Raw genomic sequence first — 21,541 nt, 5'->3', positions numbered from 1 at the left:
AAGCAAAAAATCCGCAGTTCCTGACGAACTGCGGATAATTTCATACTATGAGCAGAGCACTGCTGCCGCCGTTTTTATCCTTGGTGACAACTATCTGCTTATCTATGCGCTGCTTCAATGCCTGTACATGGGAGATGATGCCCACAAGGCGGCTGCCGTCGGAAAGTCCCGAAAGCGCTCTTATTGCCTGTTCTATGGAGTTTTCATCAAGTGAGCCGAAGCCCTCGTCCACGAACATCGTATCAAGCTGTATGCCTCCCGCCGAGCACTGTATCTCGTCGGAAAGTCCCAGTGCCAGTGCCAGCGAAGCCTTGAAGGACTCGCCGCCCGACAGCGTCTTTACGCTTCTCTCGGAGCCGTTGTAATGGTCGATGACGTCAAGGTCAAGTCCCACCTGTGCCTTTTTGTCAGCATACTCGGTGCGGCGCTTCAATGTGTACTGCCCGTCGGACATGACTCTCAGGCGCTGATTTGCACGGGCGATTATCCTGTCAAAATATGCGGTCTGGATATAGGTCTCCAGCATGAACTTGCTCTGGTCGGAAAGCTTTCCGTTGGCGGTATCGGACAGGTTTTTCAGCCATTTATAGCGCTGTTCCAGCTCTGTCAGCTCCTCCGAGCCGTTCTTTATATTCTCAAGGGCAGTCTCGTTCACAGTTACCCTCGTGTGCAGGGTGCGAAGCTGTTGGGCACAGCGGCTCTTTTCGGCGGTAAGCCGCGTTCTCTCCGCTGTTTCCGCAGCCATATCAAGGTCACCGAGAGCATCTGCCTGTTCCGTCAGCTGTTTCAGCCTGCCTTCCTGCGCCGCGCATACCTTTTCAGCGTCACTTAATGCCCTGACTGCTGCTTCATAGGCTGTCCGTATCTCTGCGCTCTCCTTCTCGGCTGCTTCACAACGAAGCTGCGCCTTTTCACCGTTGTCAAACCTCAGTTTTCCACGAAGCTCCTCAAGCTGTGCCGAGACTGAATCTGCTCTGGTCACAGCCGCTGTCCTCTCCTCGGAAAGCTTGGAAGCTGTCTCTGTCACGCTTTTCAGCTTCTCCTCTGTCTCGGGAATGAGCTTTTCTATTTCTGTTCTTCGCTGCTCACGCTTCTCCTCCAGACGCAGCTTCTCGGCATTGTCCGCAAGACGCGCCTTTATATTGAGGTTTTCCGCAACTATCCTGCCGCGTATCTCATCAAAGGGACACTCGCCTATCATTGCAGCAGCCGACTTTTCGGCAGCACTTCGCAGCTGTTCGCTGCTTCCCTCAGCTGTATCCCTTGCACTGCGAAGCTCCGCTATCCGCCTGTCAGTATCAGCCACTGCCTCCATTATGCCGCCGAGCTGCTTCTCCTTGGAAGCAAGCTCCGCGGAAACTCTGCCGTGCTCCGCTATACGCTCGCCTGCCTCAGTCAGCTGCTTTTCAAGGTCGCCGCGCCTGAGCGAAAGGCTGTCGAGTTCTTCCTTACAGCGCGCCGCACCCTCAGCTGCTTCGCAGCTGAGGAGCTCTGAAAGCCTGCCGCCAATATTCTTTTCCAGCTCCTCCGCAGAGGCTTTCAGAGCTGACGCCTCGGCACTGAGCGCCGAGGCTGCGGCGCGCCTGCTGTCCAGTTCAGCCTTCATGGCGTCCAGCTCCGCTTCGGAGGGGGCTGCGCCCCCTCTTTTCGCGGGAGCAGGATGCTCCCGCGAACCGCACACGGGACAGGGACTTCCCTCCGCAAGACCTGCTGCAAGCACACCTGCCTGATCATCAAGGAACAGCCTGTACTCGTGCTCGTACCGCTCCGCCGCAGCTGCGGCGGAATCAGCGGCTTCGCTGTAACGCCCAGCCGCCTTTCTGTGCTTATCATGACGCTTTTCAAGGTCAGATAGGTCTGCCGACAGCTTTTTCAGCTCGGATACGCGATTATCCGTGTTCTCGGCAAGTCGTAGAAGCTTTTCCCGCTCCGCTCCTGCGTTTCCCAGCTCCTCGCGGCGGAGCTTCAGCTCTCCCAGCCGTGTCTTTAGCACTTCGGACTGCTTCAGAAGGCCGTCATGCTCTGACTGCTTGTTCTTCAGCTCAGCGGCAGCTTCCTTCAACTTCTCCGTACTGTTCTCCCAGTCGGTGACCTGCCTTGACAGCTTGTCCAGCTCGCCGCGTCTGCGCTCCAGCTCTGTGCGCTCAGCCTCCAGCTTCGCGGCGCTTCCGCTTGATTCCGAAAGCTGTGACAGCTCTGCTTTAAGCTCCGAAAGCTTCTTATCGCAGCTCTCCTTATCGGCAGCACACTTCTCCAGTTCAGACCTTTTTTCGTAAACAGTCTGCCTCTCCTTCATGAGCGCTTCATTGAGCCTGCTTATCTTGCCATATTCGGGCATTTCCGCCTTGATCATCGCTATCTCGCTGCCCAGCTCTTTCAGCTTCGGCTGACGGGACCTTTCGGATTCCAGCGCTGCTTCCAGCTCCTGCCTGTTCTGCCTTGTGCGCTCAAGCTCCTTGGCAGTCTTGTCTCTCTCCGCAACTGCTTTCGCCTTTTCCTCCGCCTTTGCTATCCTCGCGCTGACTTCCTCCAGCTTTCTGTCATTCTCCTCGGACTCGCGGCTGCATACCTCCGCTCTTGCACGGTCGCGGCTAAGCAGCCTGTTTATCAGCTCCTCCACATATTCAACAGGGGGAAGCTCTGCCTTTACGCGCTCAGTCTCCTCGGCATACTCGTCCTCCTCGCCGCAGACTATGCCGCCCACATACTGCCTTATGCCCTCGCGGCGGCTGTCGCACAGCGTCCTGAGGCTGCTGCACTCCGACTTCAGTCTCTCCTGAAGTATACGATAATTATCCGTTCTGAATATATGGCGGAGTATCTCGCGCCGCTGCACCGTGTCCTCGGTGATGAGCTTCATGAAGTCGCCCTGCGCTATCATGGCTATCTGCTTGAACTGCTTTTCCGTCAGCCCTATAAGTTCGGCAACTGCGGCGTCTACGTCCCTCTTTCCCGAGAGCTGCCGCCCGTCGGGATAGGTGAACTCCGCGTTTGCAGGCTGTGTAGCCACACCGCCGCCCCTCTTTGCCTGTCGGGTATATGCAGGATTTCGGCTGATCTTATATCTCTTTCCCGCGTAGTCGAAGGTGAGCTCCACATATGTCGGAGTGTCAAGGGCGGAGTATTTTGAGCGCAGCAAACTGTCGTCCGCGCGGTTATCTCCGCTGGCACTTCCGTACAGAGCATAGGTTATGGCATCGAATATAGTGGTCTTGCCTGCTCCCGTGTCTCCCGTTATAAGGTAAAGACCGCTGCTTCCGAGTGCGTCAAGGTCAAGCACCGTCTTTCCCGAATAGGGTCCGAAGCCCGATATCTCAAGTTTTATGGGTCTCATTCTTCTCCCTCCCATATCTTCTCTATGAGTGCCTGAATATACTCATGCTGCTGCTCCGACATCTCTCCGCCGTTGCTCATGCTGTAAAACTCCTCAAATAGCTCGATGGGACGCTTGTTCTCCGCTTCGGCAGCCGCCATGACGCTGTGGTCGCTCCTTGTGCGGCGGTTGTCGTACTCAAGGCTCATGATGTTGGGATAGACACTGCGGAGCCTTCCCATTGCCTCGGGTATCTCCTCCTCATCGGTGAGCACCGCATGGATATAATCCGTCCTGTCACCTGCGCTGCTGCACTCCGACGATGCGATATATTCAAACTCTCCGCGAAGCACACGCATATCTCTCCGCGGCATTATAGGAACTGTCCTGATGTCAAGCGTTCCCTTTTCCCTTATCTCTGCCACAGTGACGGACTTCTCCTGCAATGCCTCGGAAAATGAATATTTCAGCGGAGTTCCGCAGTAGCGTATGCGCGGACTTCCCACGTTCTGGGGACTGTGGATATGTCCCAGCGCAACATAGTCAAAGCCGTCAAAGGCAGAGCTGTCCACATTGTCGGTGCCCCCCACGGATATCTCCTCGGAGTCGCTTTTTAAAGCTCCCGTCACGAACTGGTGTGTAATGATGATGTTTCTCTTGTCAAAATCCGCGTTCATGGCGTCCACCGCCGCATTTACCGCATCGGTGTAGGACTCCACGGCTGTATCGGGGAAAAATCTCCTTACCGTCACGGGCTTTATAAAGGGCAGCATATACACATTGAACTCCCCATAGCTGTCGGTAAGCACCATGGGAACTATATTTCCGTCGTATACAGGCGACATATGTATTCCGCTCTTTTCCATTATATGCGAACCGAAGGCTATCCGCTCCGCAGAATCGTGATTGCCGCTGATGACGAAGATATGCTCCGTGCGCTCCGATACCCTTGTGAGGAAGCCGTCAAACAGCCTCACCGCCTCCGCCGAGGGAACAGGCTTGTCATAGACATCACCTGCGATAATTACGAAATCGGGCTTCTCTTCGGATATTATGCTGTATATCTCCTGCAATACGAACTCCTGATCCTCTATGAGGGAAAACTCGTTGAGCCGCTTTCCGAGGTGAAGATCGGAGAGATGTATGAATTTCATAGCTTACCTCCTTATTGCATACTGACGGTAGTATATACTTAATTATATCCCCTTTACGCATTGATGTCAACGAGGCAAAAAAAGTCCCTGTCCGAGTGCTGCGGACAGGGTAATTATGGAGAAAAAACTTATTGTCTGAACACAGGTCGCACAAGTCAATACGCCTGTGTATGGCGATGTCTTATTTATTTGCCGCTTATATGCTGCCTGTCAGCTGCCGTCCTCGTGACGGCTCGCAGGCAAATTCCCCCGAAAGACTGTGTATGCTCTCTCTTATGCTTCGCGGCATTTACCCAGCTTGCGGAGCTGCTTCCCGACCCGTTCTCCGATCGCCCGTGCAGATAGGCTTTCCGGAGCCGCAGTCATGTCCGCAGACGCAGCATTGATGTTCTGCATTATGCGTTTTGTTCTGATTGTCCCCCTTACAGGATATGTTTGTGCATTTATATAACGGGATCAGCTCCGCTTGGGTCTCTTGCTGTGCAGGAAAAGTGCAACAGCTCCTGCGCTGCAAAGTGCCGTGAACTCCATAACAGGCAGTCTGTCACCCGTCTTGGGCGAGCTGCTCTGTGCTGCTGCGGCAGTAGTGGTCTGCGAGGGCTTTGATGTGGTCTTTGCAGCGGTCTCAGTCCTTGTCCCCGAGGTGCTCTTTGCACCGTTTACGGAAGCGGCTGTTACCCTTCCACGGGCAGATGTTCCCGATACTGTTGCAGATGTCGTTCTTGCAGCAGATGAGGTAGTCCCCCTTGCTGCGGTAGTGGATGTTGTGGTCACACGCTTTGATGTTGTCCTTGTGGTGGTAGTTGTTGTCGAAGTGGTAGTCCTTCTTGCTGTCGTTGTGGTAACGGGCTGGGGCTTTGGCTGAACCCATTTTGACGATGAGGTCTGTACCACCGTCTGTATCCTGTCTGAGCCCTCTCTCGCGTAATGAACAACGGAAACTCTGTAAAATCCGCCGCCCTTTACCTCGACCCTGCGGCTGTCAAGGCTGTAATATCTTGCGTTGCTGTTTGTAAGGTCTCCCAGCGATACCTCATCGCTCCAGTTCTGACCGTCGCTGCTGTACTGCACCACCACGTTCCTGAAGCCGACCTCGCTGATCTTCCCCGAGACCTGTGTCTTTGCTGTTATCTCAATTGCTCCGTCAGCGACAGGTGTACACTTGATGGAACATTTCTCTATAAGTCCTATTGCTCTTTCGTACTGTTCATATGTGCTGTTATCCACCGCATTAACAGTCATCTGTGCAGGTGAATTCAGAAGAAGTATTCCGAGAAAGGCAGCTGTAATGTATTTCATTTTCATGCCGCTGCCCTCACTTCTCCGATGATCCCGTGAAGAAGGGAACGAAATTCTCGGCTATATCCCTGATGTCTGAGCGGTCAAATCCTCTGGTGTGGAGAGTATAGACCGTATTTCCGTACACGAAAAGTGCCGTATTGCTCTCATCCTCAAAGATAATGAATCCGTTGTAATCCGCGCTTTCCATGAGATAGTAATCCATTTTATCGCTGGGGATCACTGCCTCGGGCATCAGGTCCTTGGAAATGTACTCCTCGATTATCAGATCAAGAGTCTTTTCACCGTTTGAGAATGTGAAGTAAAGGTCCTTGGAATCCTTCAGCTGCTCAGAGCTTGAATCCGTCAGTTCAAGTCCCTCGGCATCAAGAGGTATATATGTCGGGTAGCAGACCTCCATGCCGTTCTGTGAGGATGCCTCCCAGATGGCTCTTACAACGGGCTCAGCCGCTTCAGCGCTGTTTCCAAGTGCTTCCGACAGCGGATCTGCTGATACCGAAGGTGTACTGCCGCCTGCCGACCGTGTCGTTGTTATTGGCTCAGTAGTTTCTGCCTCCGTGCTTCCCAGTGTGCTCTGCGACTTGATGGTCGTGACCGTTACAGTGGTCACGCTCTGCATATCATCTGTGGTGACAGTAGTCGCAGTCGTTGCAGGTGACAGCGGGAGCTGATCATCAAAATGTGCCAGATCAACACTGAAGCCCGAGCTTACAGCCTTGATCAATGTCTCGACGACGTTGTAGCCGTAGGTCCTGAGGGTGTAGAAGTTGAGTGCGATGCAGACTGCGAAGCAGGCGCTGATAACTGCTGCCCACCTGCGGAGCTGCACGATGCGTCCGCGCTTTTTCCTTGCGCTGACTTCTGCGAGGATGCCCTCCGCGCCAACAGGCTTCGGAATTTCCTCATCATTAATGCCGACAATTGCGTCGGTAATGTCCTTAACGGCATCAAGATCACGCTCCTCCAAGGGCTTTGCAAGCTCCTCATCGAGAAGCCGCTGCAGATCGTATAGCATATTCTTATCCGAAAGCTTATCGGTGATAGATATATCCTTCAAATTAAACCACTCCTTGTTCATGATAACGTCCGCCTCACTTTTCAGCGGCACGAAGCTTCTTTTTCAGCTTGTGTATCTTTCTGTAAAGCGCGGGCAGGGATAGTCCCAGCCGTTTTGCAGCTTCGTTTCGTTGTCCGTAATCACTGTTGTAGTACAGCTCCAGGAGCTGTCTCTCCTCAGATGACAGCAGGTCAAGAGGGCTGTCTCCGTTTTCCGTAAAACCGCCGCTGTCGGCGATATTCATTGCCTCGGGACTGTCCTCGAGACTCACGGCAGGCGGCGGAGCTTTCCGCACGAACGCCTTTATGACGTTGTCTGCCGCCCGGTACAGCCACAGCCTTATGTTGTCGGTCTCGTCAAGTCTCTCATGCTTTGAGAAGAACACCACGAAGACCTCCTGTGTGCAGTCCTCTGCGGAATGATGACTGTAACCGAGCTTTGCATAGCAATAGCTGAATATCTCATTATAGTATTTTTCGATTATCAGCGTGCAATGTTCGGGCTCTATCAACAGTCTCACTTCCTTCCGTCGATAAGCTTCTGTAATATAAATGTCGCAAAAGCGGCTACTTTTTCTCATGAAGCCTGATCTTTGTACGCCTGCACAAAAACTGCGGCACTAATTTGGGTATTATTGCCGCAGTTTCCAAGCATATTTTATTTTATCATCTTACGGGACTTTTGTCAATCATACCGTTGAATGGGCGGTATTGAGAATGAAGTCCTCACAGGCTTTGTAACATTATTCGTCAAAGTTTTCGGGGTGCTTTGGCTTGCGCTTATAGCGCTTCTTATCGGTCTCCACTACCTTTGTGGCAGGATCGACGCCGTTCCAGCTCCCTCTCTTTGATGAGTCTATCTTCTTTTTCTCCTTTTTGCTCATTTTATCATATGACACAAATTTTTCCATATTGCCTCCCGCAGGTCATTCCTCGCCTGCCTTGAAATTATAGATGGGTGTGATGACCTCGTTTATCTCCACCGTATCGCCGATATTATCAACGATATCCTCCATCGACTTGTACGCCATGGGACACTCGTCAAGTGTCTGTGCGTTTACGGAGGTGGTGTAGATGCCTGCCATCTGCTTTTTGAATTCCGACACAGTGAAGCTCTGCTTGGCCTGTGACCTTGACATAAGGCGTCCTGCACCGTGGGGCGCGGAACAGTTCCAGTCCCCATTGCCCTTGCCTGTGCAGATAAGGCTTCCGTCACGCATATTGATTGGTATGAGGAGCTTCTCCCCTTCCTGCGCCGAAACAGCGCCCTTGCGGAGTATCATGGTATCGGTGTCTATATAATTGTGTATAGTCGTGAACTGCTCCTCAACATGGAGGTGCATACCCTTGATGATCTCGTCCATCATTGCCTGTCGGTTGAGCATGGCGAACTTCTGGACTATCTTCATATCGTGGATGTACTGCTCAAAGAGCTCTCCCTCGCAGTAGGCAAGGTGCTTGGGTACATCTGTGGTCTTGGTATTTGCCAGCTTTTTCAGCTCCGACTGTATCTGCTTTTCCCTGCCCTCTGCCTTCAGCCTTGCAATGAGCTCCGCAGCCTCTTTGTCACTGCTCTTGTTAAGTCTCCTGTAAGCCTCGTTCTGGTAGAACTTTGCAGTCTCAACGCCGAGGTGGCGGGAGCCCGAGTGGATAACGATGTAAATGCTGCCGTCCTCGCCCTTGTCGGCTTCGATGAAGTGGTTGCCGCCGCCGAGAGTGCCGATGCTCTTTTCCGCGCGGAGAGGGTCGATGTGCTTATAGCAGTAAAGCTCGGTCAGGTCTATCTTTTCGCCGTAGCGGTGGGGCTTTTCCCTGATGGCAAAGCCCGAGGGTATCTTCTCGTAGATGAGCTTATCAAGTTTTTGCAGCTCAATGTGTTTCTCCTTCAGCCTTACGGTCTCCATGCCGCAGCCGATGTCAACTCCCACAAGATTTGGGATTACCTTGTCGGTGATGGTCATGGTGGTACCGACGGTACAGCCTGCGCCTGCGTGAACATCGGGCATGATGCGGATCTGTGCTCCCTCGCTCATGGGCTGGCTGCAAAATGCGATGATCTGAGCAATTGCGTCCTGTTCGATGTTATCGGTAAAGACCTTGGCTGAATTATATTTTCCGTTTAAAATGATCATATTTTTCCTTTCCGAAGCTGCCCGAACGCATAAAAAAAGCACCCCCGCAGGAGTGCACAATGCTCAAATATGCGCAAAGCTTCAGCACATGGCTGAATTTATCGGGCAAACTCCATGCTTATCAATTATATTTTGTTTTGCTGTGGGTATGTAATATATGCTTATTGTCATGGTGTTCACCATCCTTTCGCAGAATATGGCATTATTATAATCAGTGATATGGCTAAAGTCAATAACGGTACCCAAACTTTAATCAAACTGTAACCAAACTGTAATAAACGGTGTTCGGAGCGTTTTTGTACACTGCGGAGCAAACCGAGTTCCTAAAACTGTATAAAAGGTTCATATGAACTTATTATTTTAGCATTTTCTTCTGTATATTCTGCACAATTCCATATTTTAAGGTATACGCTCCGTAATTATTTTGTCGCATATTGACAAAGAGAAGGAATTGTTGTATAATACTGTCATACGGCAGAAACAAGTCTGCCGTAAAACTATTGGCGCTCCGCATAAGCGCCCTCATATGATATGGAGGTTTATATGTTTGACAACATCAACTGGGGACTCGTTATCCCGATCGCAATAGGAGTTATATTACTCCTCCTTATAATCATTACCGGCTACATCAAGGCTCCCCCGGACACCGCGTACATCATCTCGGGTCTCAGGAGAAAAATAATCATCGGTAAGGCAAGCATCCGCATACCCTTCTTTGAGCGTGTGGATAAGCTGAAGCTCCAGCTCATCGCAGTTGACGTAAAGACTTCAAGCGCTGTTCCTACCGCAGACTACATCAATATCAATGTTGACGCCAACGTTAACGTTAAGGTCAGCAGTGATCCTCAGCTCATAAAGCTGGGCGCTGAGAACTTCCTCAACAAGGACACAGCTTATGTGGCTAAGGTTGCAAGAGAGGTACTCGAAGGTAATATGCGTGAGATCGTTGGTCAGATGTCCCTTGAGGCTATGGTCAACGACCGTAAGGCTTTCGCCGAGAAGGTTCAGGAAAACGCTGCTCCCGACCTCAACAGAATGGGCCTTGAGATCGTTTCCTTCAATGTTCAGAACTTCACCGACGATCAGAACCTGATCGAAAACCTCGGTATCGACAATACCACAAAGATCCAGAAGAAGGCTGCTATCGCACGCGCTGAGTCCGAGAAGGAGATCGAGATCGCCAAGGCTCAGGCTAAGAAAGAAGCCAACGATGCTAAGATACTCGCAGAGACCGAGATCGCTCAGAAAAACAACGAGCTGGCTATCCGTCAGGCTGAACTCAAAAAGGAAGCCGACACCCAGCTGGCTATCGCAGATGCTGCTTACGAGATACAGCGCGAAAATCAGCGTAAGACCATTGAGGTATCAAAGGCTAACGCTAACATCGCCGCCTCCGAAAAGGACGTTGAGCTGAAGGCTCGTGAGGCAGAGGTCACAGAAAAGGCTCTCGAAGCTCAGATCAAGAAGAAGGCTGAAGCTGACCGCTATAAGGCTCAGCAGGAAGCCGACGCCAAGCTCTATCAGCTCAAGAAGGAGGCTGAAGCCGATCGTTTCCAGCGTGAGCAGGAGGCGGAAGCTCAGAAGGCTGAGGCTGAAGCTCAGAAATTCGCCAAGATGCAGGAGGCTGAGGGTATCGCTGCCGTAGGTAAGGCTGAGGCGGACGCTATCCGCGCTAAGGGTCTTGCTGAGGCTGAGGGTATCAACGCTAAGGCTGAGGCTATGAAGAAGTACGGCGAGGCTGCTGTTCTCGAAATGTACTTCAAGGCTCTCCCCGAGGTAGTAAAGAACGCCGCTACTCCTCTGTCGCAGGTCGACAAGATCACTATGTACGGCGAAGGCAACTCCAGCAAGCTTGTTGGTGACATCATCGGCTCTACCACAAAGATCACCGACGGTCTCACCGAGGCTACCGGCGTTGACATCAGATCGCTCCTTGCAGGCTTCTTAGGCGGCAAGATGGCAGCTCCCAAGGCTGCTGCTGTTGTTGAGACTGCTGCTCCCGCTCAGGAGAAGGACTCCCCCAAGGAGTCAACTCTCCCCGATGACAACGGAAGCTTCTTCTATGACAGCGACAACATTCCCGACTAATATTTTACCACAGGCTCCCCTGACGATATGCGGTCGTCAGGGGAGCTTTTTGTCACTTCCCTGTTGCACGGCTGTAATCGCTCTGTAAAAATCGCCTGTTTTTTGCGGTTGACCACAATTCATTTTGCGCAAAAATTGGTTAGTCCATTTGTATAGTTTTCACAAAGTTGTACAAAAAGCATTTACAAAAAACGTCATATAGATTATAATGTTATTAGTAATTAAGTTGAGACGAAACCAAATGATAGCAATATTTGGTCACGACCTCTGTAAGTGCAGTTCAGAGGGGGGGTATTAAAATGATAAAACATCTCTCGGGCGACTTCGAGACTGTGGAGTATGACACCCAAAAATATGCCATGCTCTACGACAATAACGAGAATGAGGCTTATCCCGTTCACTGGCATAACGCCGTTGAACTCCTCATGCCGCTGAAAAATGAATATACAGTCACTGTGAACGGTATTGATTATATTATTCCCGAAAACGATGTTCTCATCGTTCCCCCGGGTGAGCTTCACAGTATGCCTGCCATTCCCGGAAGGCGTATAATCTTTCAGTGCGATAACAGTATCCTCGGCGAGATATCTGCTCTCGAGCCTGTTATGCGTTCACTGAATTCGGCTGTTCTCATCAATGCGGATATGGATAAGGAGCTGCATGTTCTGGCGAAAAAGACCATGCTGGATATCCTTTCTCTCTATAACTCGAAGTCGGAGCTTGCCGACGTCAAGATATACGTCAAGGTCATCGAGCTGTTCATGGCTCTCCGCGAATATCAGCTGGAGCAGCAGAAGATAGTTATGGACTGCGATGACGAGAAGATAGACGAGTACAGCGAAAAGTTCGGTACCGTGCTAAAGTATATCGACAATAACTACATGTACGATATCACACTTGAACAGCTTGCCGATGTTGCAGGCTACAGCAAGTACCACTTCTCGCGTATATTCAAGCAGTATAACGCTATGTCCTATCTCCAGTACATAAACGCAAGACGTACCAAGGCGGCGGAGCTTCTCCTCCTTGACCCAAGCATTCCCATTACAGAAGTGGCTATGCGCTCGGGCTTCAAGAGCCTTACTACCTTCAACCGTATCTTCAAAGAAATCAAGCACTGCACTCCAACAGACTTCAAAAAGCTATATTCACTAAGATAAAACAATACCGCACATCATAAGATGTGCGGTCTTTTTATTTTATCCCTGTTTTGCTATGTCATTAAGCGATTTTTTTTCGCCAAGTCTGTAATATCTGATATTCTCATTTGCTTCAGCCATGCCTGAGTGGTTTATTTCGATGCGGATAGTATCAAAGCTTTTGTCAAGATATTCGTCGTCGATCACATATCCGACCCTGAATGTCCTACTCTCTCCTGCCTTAAAGTCTGTCTTAAAGTAATCTGCTTCATAAACAGAACGATCTCCGTTGAAAATGTACGCCGTAGCTTCCATAGAGTTTTTAAAGTCCAGTTCATCGCCGTTATAATTATACAGATCGACGCGTGTAGAGTTCATATACAATGACCTGTCCGTATCAGTATTGTTAGTCAACGCTATATCTGCAATGATATAGGAACTGTCACCGATAAGATCGCCGTTTTCGTCACAAGCGTAATGCCCCTCGGGAAAAACGTCCATTCCATCGCCGCTCTTGGTCACATCAACTGACTTTATAACGTATTCCCAGCCATCTGTCTCACACCTCTCTCCAAGCTCTGCTGTATTTCCCGTATTAAACTCATCATCCCCGAGTATCCCCCTCAGTCTGCTCTCAAATTCCTCGATATTGATAGAGTAATTATCCGCAGTGTAAGGTAAAAGATCGTTGCCAGTACCCATATACTCGCTGCTGCTTACAACGCCATTTTCATAAATAGTGAAGTTTTCAGTGTGCCTTTGACCATCGTCGGTCTTAAATTCAAGCATCACGCTATATTTTAAATTATATCCTTCGGAAGCATTATCAGGTACACTTCTTTTCAGCATATAGATAAAGCCGTCCCTAAGGAACTCATTGAGCATTTCCTTTGCTTCCGCCCTATCGGGTTCTATCCTGACGTTATTACTATCGGTCAGCTCGGATAATACGAAGGAACCGCTGAGAAGTCTGTCCGCCTCCTCCTGACTGATGTACACATCCTGAGCAAGAATATTTTGCAGCCCTTTGTCAAAGGCTTCATAATCTATGCTGTATGACCTTCTTTCGACCTCCTCCGAAGTCAGATAGTCCTCGGAATATTTATTTGCAGAGTAGGAAACAAACCCGTCATCTGCTATATAAAGCCACGAAACGACTCTGTTTTCTTCCCACGAAATGTTATAAGCATAATCAGTAACAACAATTTCATCCCCTCTGCCACTCGTGTCTTCCACGGGCTCGCCCCAGTCGAAGGTGTTGAGGAAATCTGCCAGCCCCGTATATATAGCTGCACTTGTACGCTTATTATAGTTCCAGACACCTGACTGAAGATCAAAGTCAAATGCGGTGAAATCGCCGAAAGGTGATATTCCGGCTTCGGCAGCTGACTCTGATCCGTCGTTGCCGATTATTTCCTTTATCCCCTTATCGAAGGCTTCAAAGTCTATCATGTAGTACTTGGTGAAGGCGAGATCCATTGATAGATTTTCAGTTTCTCCACTCAAAATGTACCTCTTATAGCTGATAAAACCGTCCGTTTCTATGGTAATGGAATTCTTGCCCTTGTCATCTTCCCAGTTTATCGCGCCGTATCTGGTCAGAGAATCCTGTTGAAACTCTCTGCCCTCTGCATTCTCATACTCTTCGCCCCAGTCGAAACTATTGAAGAAATCGGCAAGTTCAGCATAGGTTTCGTCTGAGAATCCGTCGTAGTTTTCGTCAAAAAGATAAAAATTGAAGTCCACCTTGGTGAAGTCACCGAAAGGACTGGTCAGCTGTTCATTACTATCAACGATGTCACTGTCTGCCAGCTGGCTTCTGTGGTTTTTATGGAGGAGCACTCCCGTAGTTCCTATGCCGGCGGCAAGAACTGCACAGGCTGCAGCAGCGCTGACTACGCGGATAATGTTGTTTCTGCTGCTAATGCGCTCGGTACCGCTTACGACTTCGGTATAGCCGTCGTTATCGATGCGCTCTATGTTCGTTTTGTCTATGTTTTCGCAGGCTTTTATGATACGCTCTTTCATATCCTCGGGCATTGTTATCTTTTCAGCCGCATTTCTGAGCTTCTTATCCATACTACATATACTCCTTTCTGTATTTCTCCTCCAGCAGCTTCCTGCCCCTTGACAGGCGCATTTTGACTGCCGAAACGCTTACTCCTGTTATATCCGCGATCTCGTCTATCTTGTACTGCTCAACATAGAACAGTATCATTATTATCCTGTATTTGTCGTTGAGCTCCATAAGAGCCTCAAGTATTCCGCTGTCGCTTTTCTCTACAGCGTATGTATTCAGAACCTCCTCGCTCTCAGTCTCGTGGCGTGAACGATATCTGAGCATATCGCGGCATCTATTTGTGGCTACAGTGATGAGCCATGCTTTTTCATGTTCTGCGTCTGTGAACTCCGGTGCCTTCGTGAAGTATTTTATGAAGGTCTCCTGCACAGCGTCTTCTGCGTCGGCAGTGTTTTTCAGAATAAGCAGGCTTATCCTGTACAGCATATCACCGTATTTCTCGACCGCCTCGCGAGCGCAGCCGCATTTTTGCATTCATCATCAGCTCCTTTCACTATATACACGCTTTGAGTAATACAAAAAGTCACATAATATTATAGCATTTTTCTGAAAAAATGAAAAGACAGCCGATTTACACCGACTGCCTTTCAGGGGATATTAAAATTTGGAGAAATCTTAATTAGTGTGCCGACCACCGAAATGATCGGCACATTTGAAACTCTGATAAGAATTATTACTTATCAAACGCGCTTGTAGATAACGCCGCCCTGGAGAGTCTTGCCCTTTGCAGCTGCCATATCAGAGATGGTTACGTTCTGGTAACCATTCTGTGCGAGCCAAGGAAGAACTTCTTCCATAGCTGCTGCTGTTGTAGCATAGTTCTCGTGGCAAAGTACGATAGCACCCTGCAGTGATCCGTCGTTAGCTGCGTTCTTGATTGTCTGAACGATCTGATCCTTAGAAGCATTGCTCCAGTCTCTTGTATCGATTGCACAGTCAATAAGGGGTACATCATAGAGAGCTGTTGTAACCTGTCCGCCGCCATCGAGATAAGGAAGTCTCATGAGGTGTGAAGGCTCTGTGCCGATGATGCTCTTGAGCTTGCTGTTACACTCAGACCACTGATATCTGATCTGGTCACTGCTGAGCTTGCTGAGGCCTCCCTCGGGATGTGACTTAGTGTGGTTTGCAACTTCCATACCATTCTGGTATGCGAACTTGACCTGCTCGTTTGTCTTGATCCAGTCACTTACATAGAAGAATGTAGCTGTCATGTTGTTCTTGATGAGAGCGTCCATGATCCTGTAAGCCGGGTCTGTTCTGCTTGAAGCTGATGCACCGTCGTCGAATGCGATAGCGCAGAGCTTCTTGGAAGTATCAACACCGGGTGTTGTTACTGTCTTGGGCTCGGGTACCTTACCCTGACCGCCTGTTGTTACTGAAGACTTTGTGCCCTCAGCTGCAACTACTACGTTATCGATATAGAAGTCCATGAGATCACCTGAATCCTGAACTGTCTCTACGTAGAGGATCATATCGCCTGAGTTATCAGGAATTGTGAATGAAGTATTCTCGATCTTTGTCCATGTGCCCTTCTTGCACTCAGCCTTAGCGATAGATGTGTATGAAGCACTGTCACCCTCGCCCTGCTGGAGTGAGATCTGGATGGTTGCATTGTCCTTAGCGACCTGAAGAGCTGCTAAGCTTACGCTGTATGTCTCGCCAACCTTGAAGTCGGAGCCGAGTGAGATAGCTGCGCCGTTCCACTCCTGTGATCTGCCTGATACTTCAAGAGCCTTACCTGATGAACCGTAGTAAGCATCAGATGTTGCTGCAACTGAAGCACTTCTTGCTGACCAGCTGCCTGCGCCGCTGTCGAAGTTGCTGTTTATTGAACCCTTACCTGCTGATGAAGGGGTATTTGTTACCACTGTCTGCTGGCTCTTGGTTGTTGTTGTCTGAACCTGAGGTGTGTTGCCGGTAACTGTAACAACCTTTGTAGAAAGCTTGCTTGAATAGCTCTCGGGAAGTGTATTGATGAGACCGAGGAGCTTCTTCTGGATTGCAAGAGCATCGTTAGCTGTTATACCTTCGCCTGCCTCGTAAACGTCACCGTTGTACTTGCCCTGATCTGTGAGAGAGTACTTGTTGGGGTTAGCAAGTGCCTGCATGATGTAGATAGCATCTGCCAGCTCTGTTGTGCCGTCGTTGTTAGCGTCGCCCCACTTGGAAACCTTCTTGTTGAGCTCTTCCTTCTCGTCGATGACCTGAGTAACGATCGTAGGTGTTACAGAAGTTGTAGTTGTAGTTGTTACAGGAGTCTGTCCGCCTGCTGTTGTTACAGGGGGTGTCTTATCGAGAATGCTGAGGATCTCGTTGTAGAAGGACTTAGGCTGATAGTTGCTGAAAGGAAGCGGTGAACCGCCGTTCTGATCCTTTCTCCAGCTTCTCTCGTCTGTTGTACCCCAGAGGGTTACAGATGAGATGTTGTTAGCGTGATCAGCGATCTTCTGGAATATCTGAGGATATGCCTTATCGTTTCCGCCTAACTCGTTTGTGATATCAAGCTCTGTTACCTGAACGTCAAGACCGAGGCTTGCGAAGAGCTCGATTGCTTCCTCATACTCAGAAGCTGAAGGATATCTGTCAGAAAGGTGTGACTGCATACCGATACCGTCGATATAGTCGCCCTCTGCCATGATCTTCTTAGCCATGTTGTAGAGGTCCATTCTCTTCTTGGGCATATACTCGTTGAAGTCGTTCATGTAAAGCTTACAAGTAGGAGGTGCATACTGTCTTGCATACTTGAAGGCATTGATGATGTACTCGGGGTTATCCTTACCGTAGATACTTACCCAGCGTGAACCCTGCTTGGTTCCCCACATCTCGCCGCCGTTCTCGAGAGTATCTCTCATTCCGCCGCCGTCGTTGATGAAGAGCTCGTTACAAACATCATATGCATAAAGCTTGAGGTTAGGATACTGAGACTTGATAGCAGAGAATGTATTCTTGATCATGTTCTCAAGACGCTTATCCATTGTAGCCTTTGAAGCGTATCCGTTTCCGTCCTTGAAGAAGAACTCAGGAGTCTGCTGATACCATACGAAGGTATGACCGCGGACGCCGAGACCGTTCTTGCTTGCGAAATCAAGAGCAGGCTTTGCATCGTTGAGGCTGATGGTAACATCTGTACCGTTTACGCCCTTAACTGTTGAATCAGGCTTCATCTCGTTCTCACAAGTGATGGAGTTGTAGTTCTTGAGGATGAAGTCCTTACCTGTATTGCCTGAATTGAGCTCGTACTGGCTTACGGAAGTACCGAGTCTGAAGAGGTGACCTGCGTGATCCTTGAAGCCTGAGCCGCCCTTTGTGTATGTGTAATCACGGTTTGCGTGACCTGTTGAACCGCTGCTTACAGTGGGAACAGGATCTGTTGTGCCGGGATCTACTGAACCGGGATCGGATGATGAACCGACCTTGCCCTGTCCTGTTACAACAGAGGACTTAACGCCTGACTTTGAACCCTGAGCAACGTCTATATAGAAGTCTGTGAGCTCGCCGGAATCCTGGGGAGTCTCAACATAAAGAGTCATTGTGCCTGAATTCGAGGGGATCTTGAATGAAGTATTCTCAAGCTTTGTCCACTCGCCGCTCTTAGCGTCTACCTTAGCGATAGATGTGTAAGAAGCGCTGTCGCCGTCACCCTGCTGGAGTGAGAGCTGCATAGGAACTGTGCTGCCTGACTTCTGGAGCACGCCTACGCTGAAGCTGTATGTTTCGCCGGGAACGAATGCTGCCGAGTCAAGCTCGATAGCTGCGCCGTTCCACTCAGCTGTTCTGCCTGTAACTGCGAGAGCCTTGCTGCCGTCATAGCTTACATCAGAAGTAACTGCGACCTTTGTTGATCCGCTGCTTCTTGCTGTCCAGCCGCCTGTGCCGCTCTCGAAAGTGCTCTGGAAGTAATTTCCGTTTGTATCGGGCTCTACTGTAGGTGTGGGTGTAGGTGTAGGCTCGGGATCGGGTTCCTTGCCAAGAGTAATAGTATTCTTATTTACGCTTGCCTCACCGTTGCTCTCCCAACCTTCTACGTTGAAAGCAACCTCGTACATTTTACCCATCTGAAGTCCCTTGGACTCCCAAGCCTCAAAGTGCTTTGAAACACTGATGGTACCCTTTGTTCTTCCGCTGCTGCGGACACTGAAGTACTGTACGAAGGGCTTGTTGCCCTCGATAGTATATGAGTTACGGTTCTCCTTGTAGATGTAGTAGTTAGCTCCGTCGAGGCTTACTGTGCCTAAGGGGCTTCCTGCTCCGGGGGATCCGTTAGGAGGACACCAGTTCTTCCAGTCCTCAACTATATAGTACTCTACGAGAGGATTCTGTGTCCAGCCGTAGATACAAAGACGTGAGTTACCTGAAGAGCTTGCTGACCAGTTTACATCGAAATCGCAAGTGATTCCGCCGTAATCCTGGAACTTCTTTGTGCTGCCCATATCGATACCGCGGCGGGCAAGGAAGTTTCCGCTGGGTCCTGCACAGTTCCACTTTGTTGTGAAAGTACCGTTGTCACCAAGTGTCATTGATGACGGCTGGTTTGTATCAGCAGCCCAGATCTCATAGCTGTAGCCATCGGGGCCAGTACCCTTATGCTGTCCTGCACCGTTCAGAGTATATGTCTGACCGGCAGCAGCATTGAACGCTGTGAAAGGTACTGATGAAACGCATACGATGCTGGCTACGAATCCGAGTGCAGCTCTTTTAACACCTCTGAATTTCATGTTTAATCATTCCTCACTTTCATTTCGTGATATATGTTTTCTTCGTGACACTAAGAAAAAGCGCAAAAGCACAATACCTGCTTTTGTGTCCCTCCTTTTCCTCAGCTTCTGTCTTAATTTTATTACATTTCTGTGAACTATTCAAGTCAAATGTTGCTAACAATTTTTGGGCTTGCTCATTTTTTGCTCTTTTTGCACATTTTAGCTTCCACTTGTTGCGTTTTTTTATACATTTCACGGTTCTGCGTTGTTTTTCCGTTGTTTTGACAGCACAAAATGATAAGTGGCATTGCACTTTTGCGCTACCCGAAACCTACCGATATTTGCGGTCAGATCAACGTATCTGCGTGCATTAGTATATTTAACAAAATTTTAACCTAAACAAGCAGGAGCTACCTCATCCTCCGTGACAAGGCGGCACCCTGCTTTTCATTATTTATTTCCGCGAAACAACTGCCCGTATATTTTCTTTTGTGGTTTTGCACAAAGCCAAAACTGTGATAATGTAACATCCTCCAAAAAGTTCGCTAAATCCTTTATTTTTTCCGCAGAAGTGGTATAATTGTATCAGGTATATAACTCCATTCACAAGAGGGGATAGCATGGATTCCGAAAGAATTATCAACATCGCCGTCATTGTCTCCGGACTCGACGAAGAGTATCAGTACAATACTATACGCGGGATCAACAATTTCGCACTTGAGCACAACATCAATGTGTCTTATTTTGCTGCCTTCGGCGGTATGGTCGGAAGCAGGACCTTCGATATCGGCGAGGTGAGCATTTACAACTTAATAGATTATACCCGTTTTGACGGAGTCCTTCTTATGACCAACACCTTCGGCGACAAGGAGATACGCACACGCATTCTCGAAAGAGTCAGAAGCGCTCATATCCCCACCGTCATATTCGAGAGCCACGAGTTTCCCGAGTTCTATGACATCCGCATCGACAACTTCTCTGTCATGAAGAAGCTGGTGAACCATATCATACAGTTCCACGGCGCCAAGGTCATAAACTTTGTTTCGGGTCCCCTGCCCAATCCCGAGGGCAAGGCTCGATATGACGCTTTCAGAGCCGCCATGGAGGAAAACGGGCTCCCTATCGACGAGGAACGCATATACTACGGCGACTTCAAAAGCTATGACGGAAAGCTCGCCGTGGACGAATTTGCCGCTTCGGGAAAAGAGCTTCCCGACGCATTCGTCTGTGCCAATGACAGCATGGCTCTGACAGTTGTGTCATCTCTGGAAAAGCTGGGATACAAGGTCCCCGATGACGTTATGGTCACAGGCTTCGACAATACATTCAACGCAAGGAACTGCAGCCCTGCCATGACCTCGGTCAAGCGTCCGCTGTACAAAGCAGGTTTTCAGGCTGCGGAGGTGCTCCTCAATGTCATAAACGGCATAGAACAGCCTCACAGCATCACTCTAGAAGCCGCTCCCGTATTCAGCGAGAGCTGCGGATGCAGGAACGAGGAGCACGATGACCTCATCGCATACAAAAAGGTCACCTTCCGCAAAACAGAGGTGACCAACAGCAATATACTCATGATAAACCGCCTTACCGCAGGACTTGCCGAGACCGAGACCGCTTCGGAATGCTTCGACGTTATCGAAAAGCTCATCGGCGAGCTGGAATGCGAAAAGTTCCAGCTCTGTCTCAGTGAGGACTGGCAGGACGCCTTTAACTCTGCGCCCGTCATCTCCGAGCCGAATGCTTATAAGAGCTACATGACCGCTCCCCTTATCTGGGACAAGGGTCAGCGCAGGAGCGTGGGCTATTACCCCAGCAGCAATATGTTCCCCGAGGGCTTTGAGGAAAGGAGCTGCATAAACTACTTCCTCCCTCTCCATTTCGGCGACCGCTGTCTGGGCTACTACATAATCACAAACGGAGACTTCCCTATTTACAGCCTGCTCTGTCACACCCTTACCATGACGCTGAGCAACTCCATAGAGAATATCCGCAAGCTCTTCCACCTCAACAAGGCTATGGACGAGCTGAACCGCCTGTACGTCATCGACCCCCTCTGCAACATCTACAACCGCAACGGCTTCATCAATATCGCCGATGATATGTTCAGGGAGTGCGTTGCCAACGGGAAGGAAATGCTGCTCAGCTTCATAGATATGGACGGTCTGAAGTTCATCAACGACAACTACGGACACAATGAGGGCGATTTCGCTATACAGCGCCTTGCCAACATCATCAGCAGCTGCTGCGGCCGCGGAAGCATATGTGCAAGATTCGGCGGCGACGAGTTCATCATATTCAGCACCAACGCTTCACAGGGAGCTGTGGAGGCACTGGAGCACAGGTTCAACACCGAGCTTGAGAATATCAACAAGCTGGTGAAAAAGCCCTACGTTATTTCCGCAAGTATCGGAAGCATAGTCACTAAAGCCAATGAACATGATACCCTTTACAGTATCATCAAAATGGCAGACGAGAAGATGTATGAGATAAAAAGGCAGAAAAAGCTGGCAAGAAAGTCCGAAAAGGTCTGAATAAACAATAAAGCCATAGTATTTCCCATTTTAAGAAATACTATGGCTA

General features: G+C 49.5%; 13 protein-coding genes. 3 read left to right on the top strand and 10 right to left on the bottom strand.

Translation table 11 applies throughout. The features are described from left to right. Positions 1–40: 40 nt before the first annotated feature. The 7 genes from DSZ37_RS11990 to DSZ37_RS11965 all read right to left on the bottom strand — a co-directional run bounded on the left by DSZ37_RS11990 (position 41) and on the right by DSZ37_RS11965 (position 8,954). Positions 41–3,334: an AAA family ATPase gene (locus DSZ37_RS11990; protein WP_181380309.1), complete on the bottom strand. Its 3,294-nt coding sequence runs from the start codon at positions 3,332–3,334 to the stop codon at positions 41–43. After that, positions 3,331–4,467 carry an exonuclease SbcCD subunit D gene (locus DSZ37_RS11985; RefSeq protein WP_109727130.1) on the bottom strand — a complete coding sequence of 379 codons (1,137 nt, stop codon included), beginning with the start codon at positions 4,465–4,467 and terminating at the stop codon, positions 3,331–3,333. Before DSZ37_RS11985 ends, DSZ37_RS11990 begins: the two co-directional genes overlap by 4 nt. A 456-nt stretch (positions 4,468–4,923) precedes the next feature. Continuing rightward, positions 4,924–5,772 carry a hypothetical protein gene (locus DSZ37_RS11980; RefSeq protein WP_109727129.1) on the bottom strand — a complete coding sequence of 283 codons (849 nt, stop codon included), beginning with the start codon at positions 5,770–5,772 and terminating at the stop codon, positions 4,924–4,926. A 10-nt stretch (positions 5,773–5,782) separates the two neighbouring features. Beyond that, positions 5,783–6,823 carry a hypothetical protein gene (locus tag DSZ37_RS11975; protein ID WP_146198180.1) on the bottom strand — a complete coding sequence of 347 codons (1,041 nt, stop codon included), beginning with the start codon at positions 6,821–6,823 and terminating at the stop codon, positions 5,783–5,785. 34 nt (positions 6,824–6,857) lie between these two features. After that, the gene (locus tag DSZ37_RS11970) at positions 6,858–7,334 is read right to left on the bottom strand and encodes an RNA polymerase sigma factor (protein ID WP_173385244.1); all 477 of its coding nucleotides are present in this window, start codon (positions 7,332–7,334) and stop codon (positions 6,858–6,860) included. Between the two features lie 231 nt (positions 7,335–7,565). Then, positions 7,566–7,733, bottom strand: coding sequence for a hypothetical protein (locus tag DSZ37_RS17765; RefSeq protein WP_173330244.1), 168 nt, complete (start codon positions 7,731–7,733; stop codon positions 7,566–7,568). Between the two features lie 15 nt (positions 7,734–7,748). Beyond that, the gene (locus DSZ37_RS11965) at positions 7,749–8,954 is read right to left on the bottom strand and encodes an RtcB family protein (RefSeq protein ID WP_109727126.1); all 1,206 of its coding nucleotides are present in this window, start codon (positions 8,952–8,954) and stop codon (positions 7,749–7,751) included. A 543-nt stretch (positions 8,955–9,497) separates the two neighbouring features. On the opposite strand from DSZ37_RS11965, the gene DSZ37_RS11960 reads away from it, so the two are divergent. Both DSZ37_RS11960 and DSZ37_RS11955 read left to right on the top strand, forming a co-directional pair. Further along, the gene (locus DSZ37_RS11960) at positions 9,498–11,042 is read left to right on the top strand and encodes a flotillin family protein (RefSeq protein WP_109727125.1); all 1,545 of its coding nucleotides are present in this window, start codon (positions 9,498–9,500) and stop codon (positions 11,040–11,042) included. A gap of 299 nt (positions 11,043–11,341) precedes the next feature. Beyond that, the gene (locus DSZ37_RS11955; protein WP_028519237.1) at positions 11,342–12,202 is read left to right on the top strand and encodes an AraC family transcriptional regulator; all 861 of its coding nucleotides are present in this window, start codon (positions 11,342–11,344) and stop codon (positions 12,200–12,202) included. Positions 12,203–12,241: 39 nt separating this feature from the next. Here DSZ37_RS11955 and DSZ37_RS11950 read toward each other — a convergent pair whose 3' ends face one another. The 3 genes from DSZ37_RS11950 to DSZ37_RS11940 form a co-directional block, all read right to left on the bottom strand. Continuing rightward, positions 12,242–14,260: a hypothetical protein gene (locus tag DSZ37_RS11950; protein ID WP_109727124.1), complete on the bottom strand. Its 2,019-nt coding sequence runs from the start codon at positions 14,258–14,260 to the stop codon at positions 12,242–12,244. A gap of 1 nt (position 14,261) precedes the next feature. Next, positions 14,262–14,735: an RNA polymerase sigma factor gene (locus DSZ37_RS11945; protein ID WP_109727123.1), complete on the bottom strand. Its 474-nt coding sequence runs from the start codon at positions 14,733–14,735 to the stop codon at positions 14,262–14,264. 206 nt (positions 14,736–14,941) lie between these two features. Beyond that, positions 14,942–18,979, bottom strand: a complete 4,038-nt coding sequence (locus DSZ37_RS11940; RefSeq protein ID WP_109727122.1) for an endo-1,4-beta-xylanase — start codon at positions 18,977–18,979, stop codon at positions 14,942–14,944. A 602-nt stretch (positions 18,980–19,581) separates the two neighbouring features. Here DSZ37_RS11940 and DSZ37_RS11935 point away from each other — a divergent pair. Continuing rightward, positions 19,582–21,492, top strand: coding sequence for a diguanylate cyclase domain-containing protein (locus DSZ37_RS11935; protein WP_109727120.1), 1,911 nt, complete (start codon positions 19,582–19,584; stop codon positions 21,490–21,492). Positions 21,493–21,541 lie beyond the last annotated feature (49 nt).

The organism is Ruminococcus flavefaciens, from assembly GCF_900116855.1.
GTDB lineage: Bacteria > Bacillota > Clostridia > Oscillospirales > Ruminococcaceae > Ruminococcus > Ruminococcus flavefaciens_R.
Note: the sequence above shows the minus strand (reverse complement) of the source record. Positions and strands in the feature narration are given on the sequence as shown.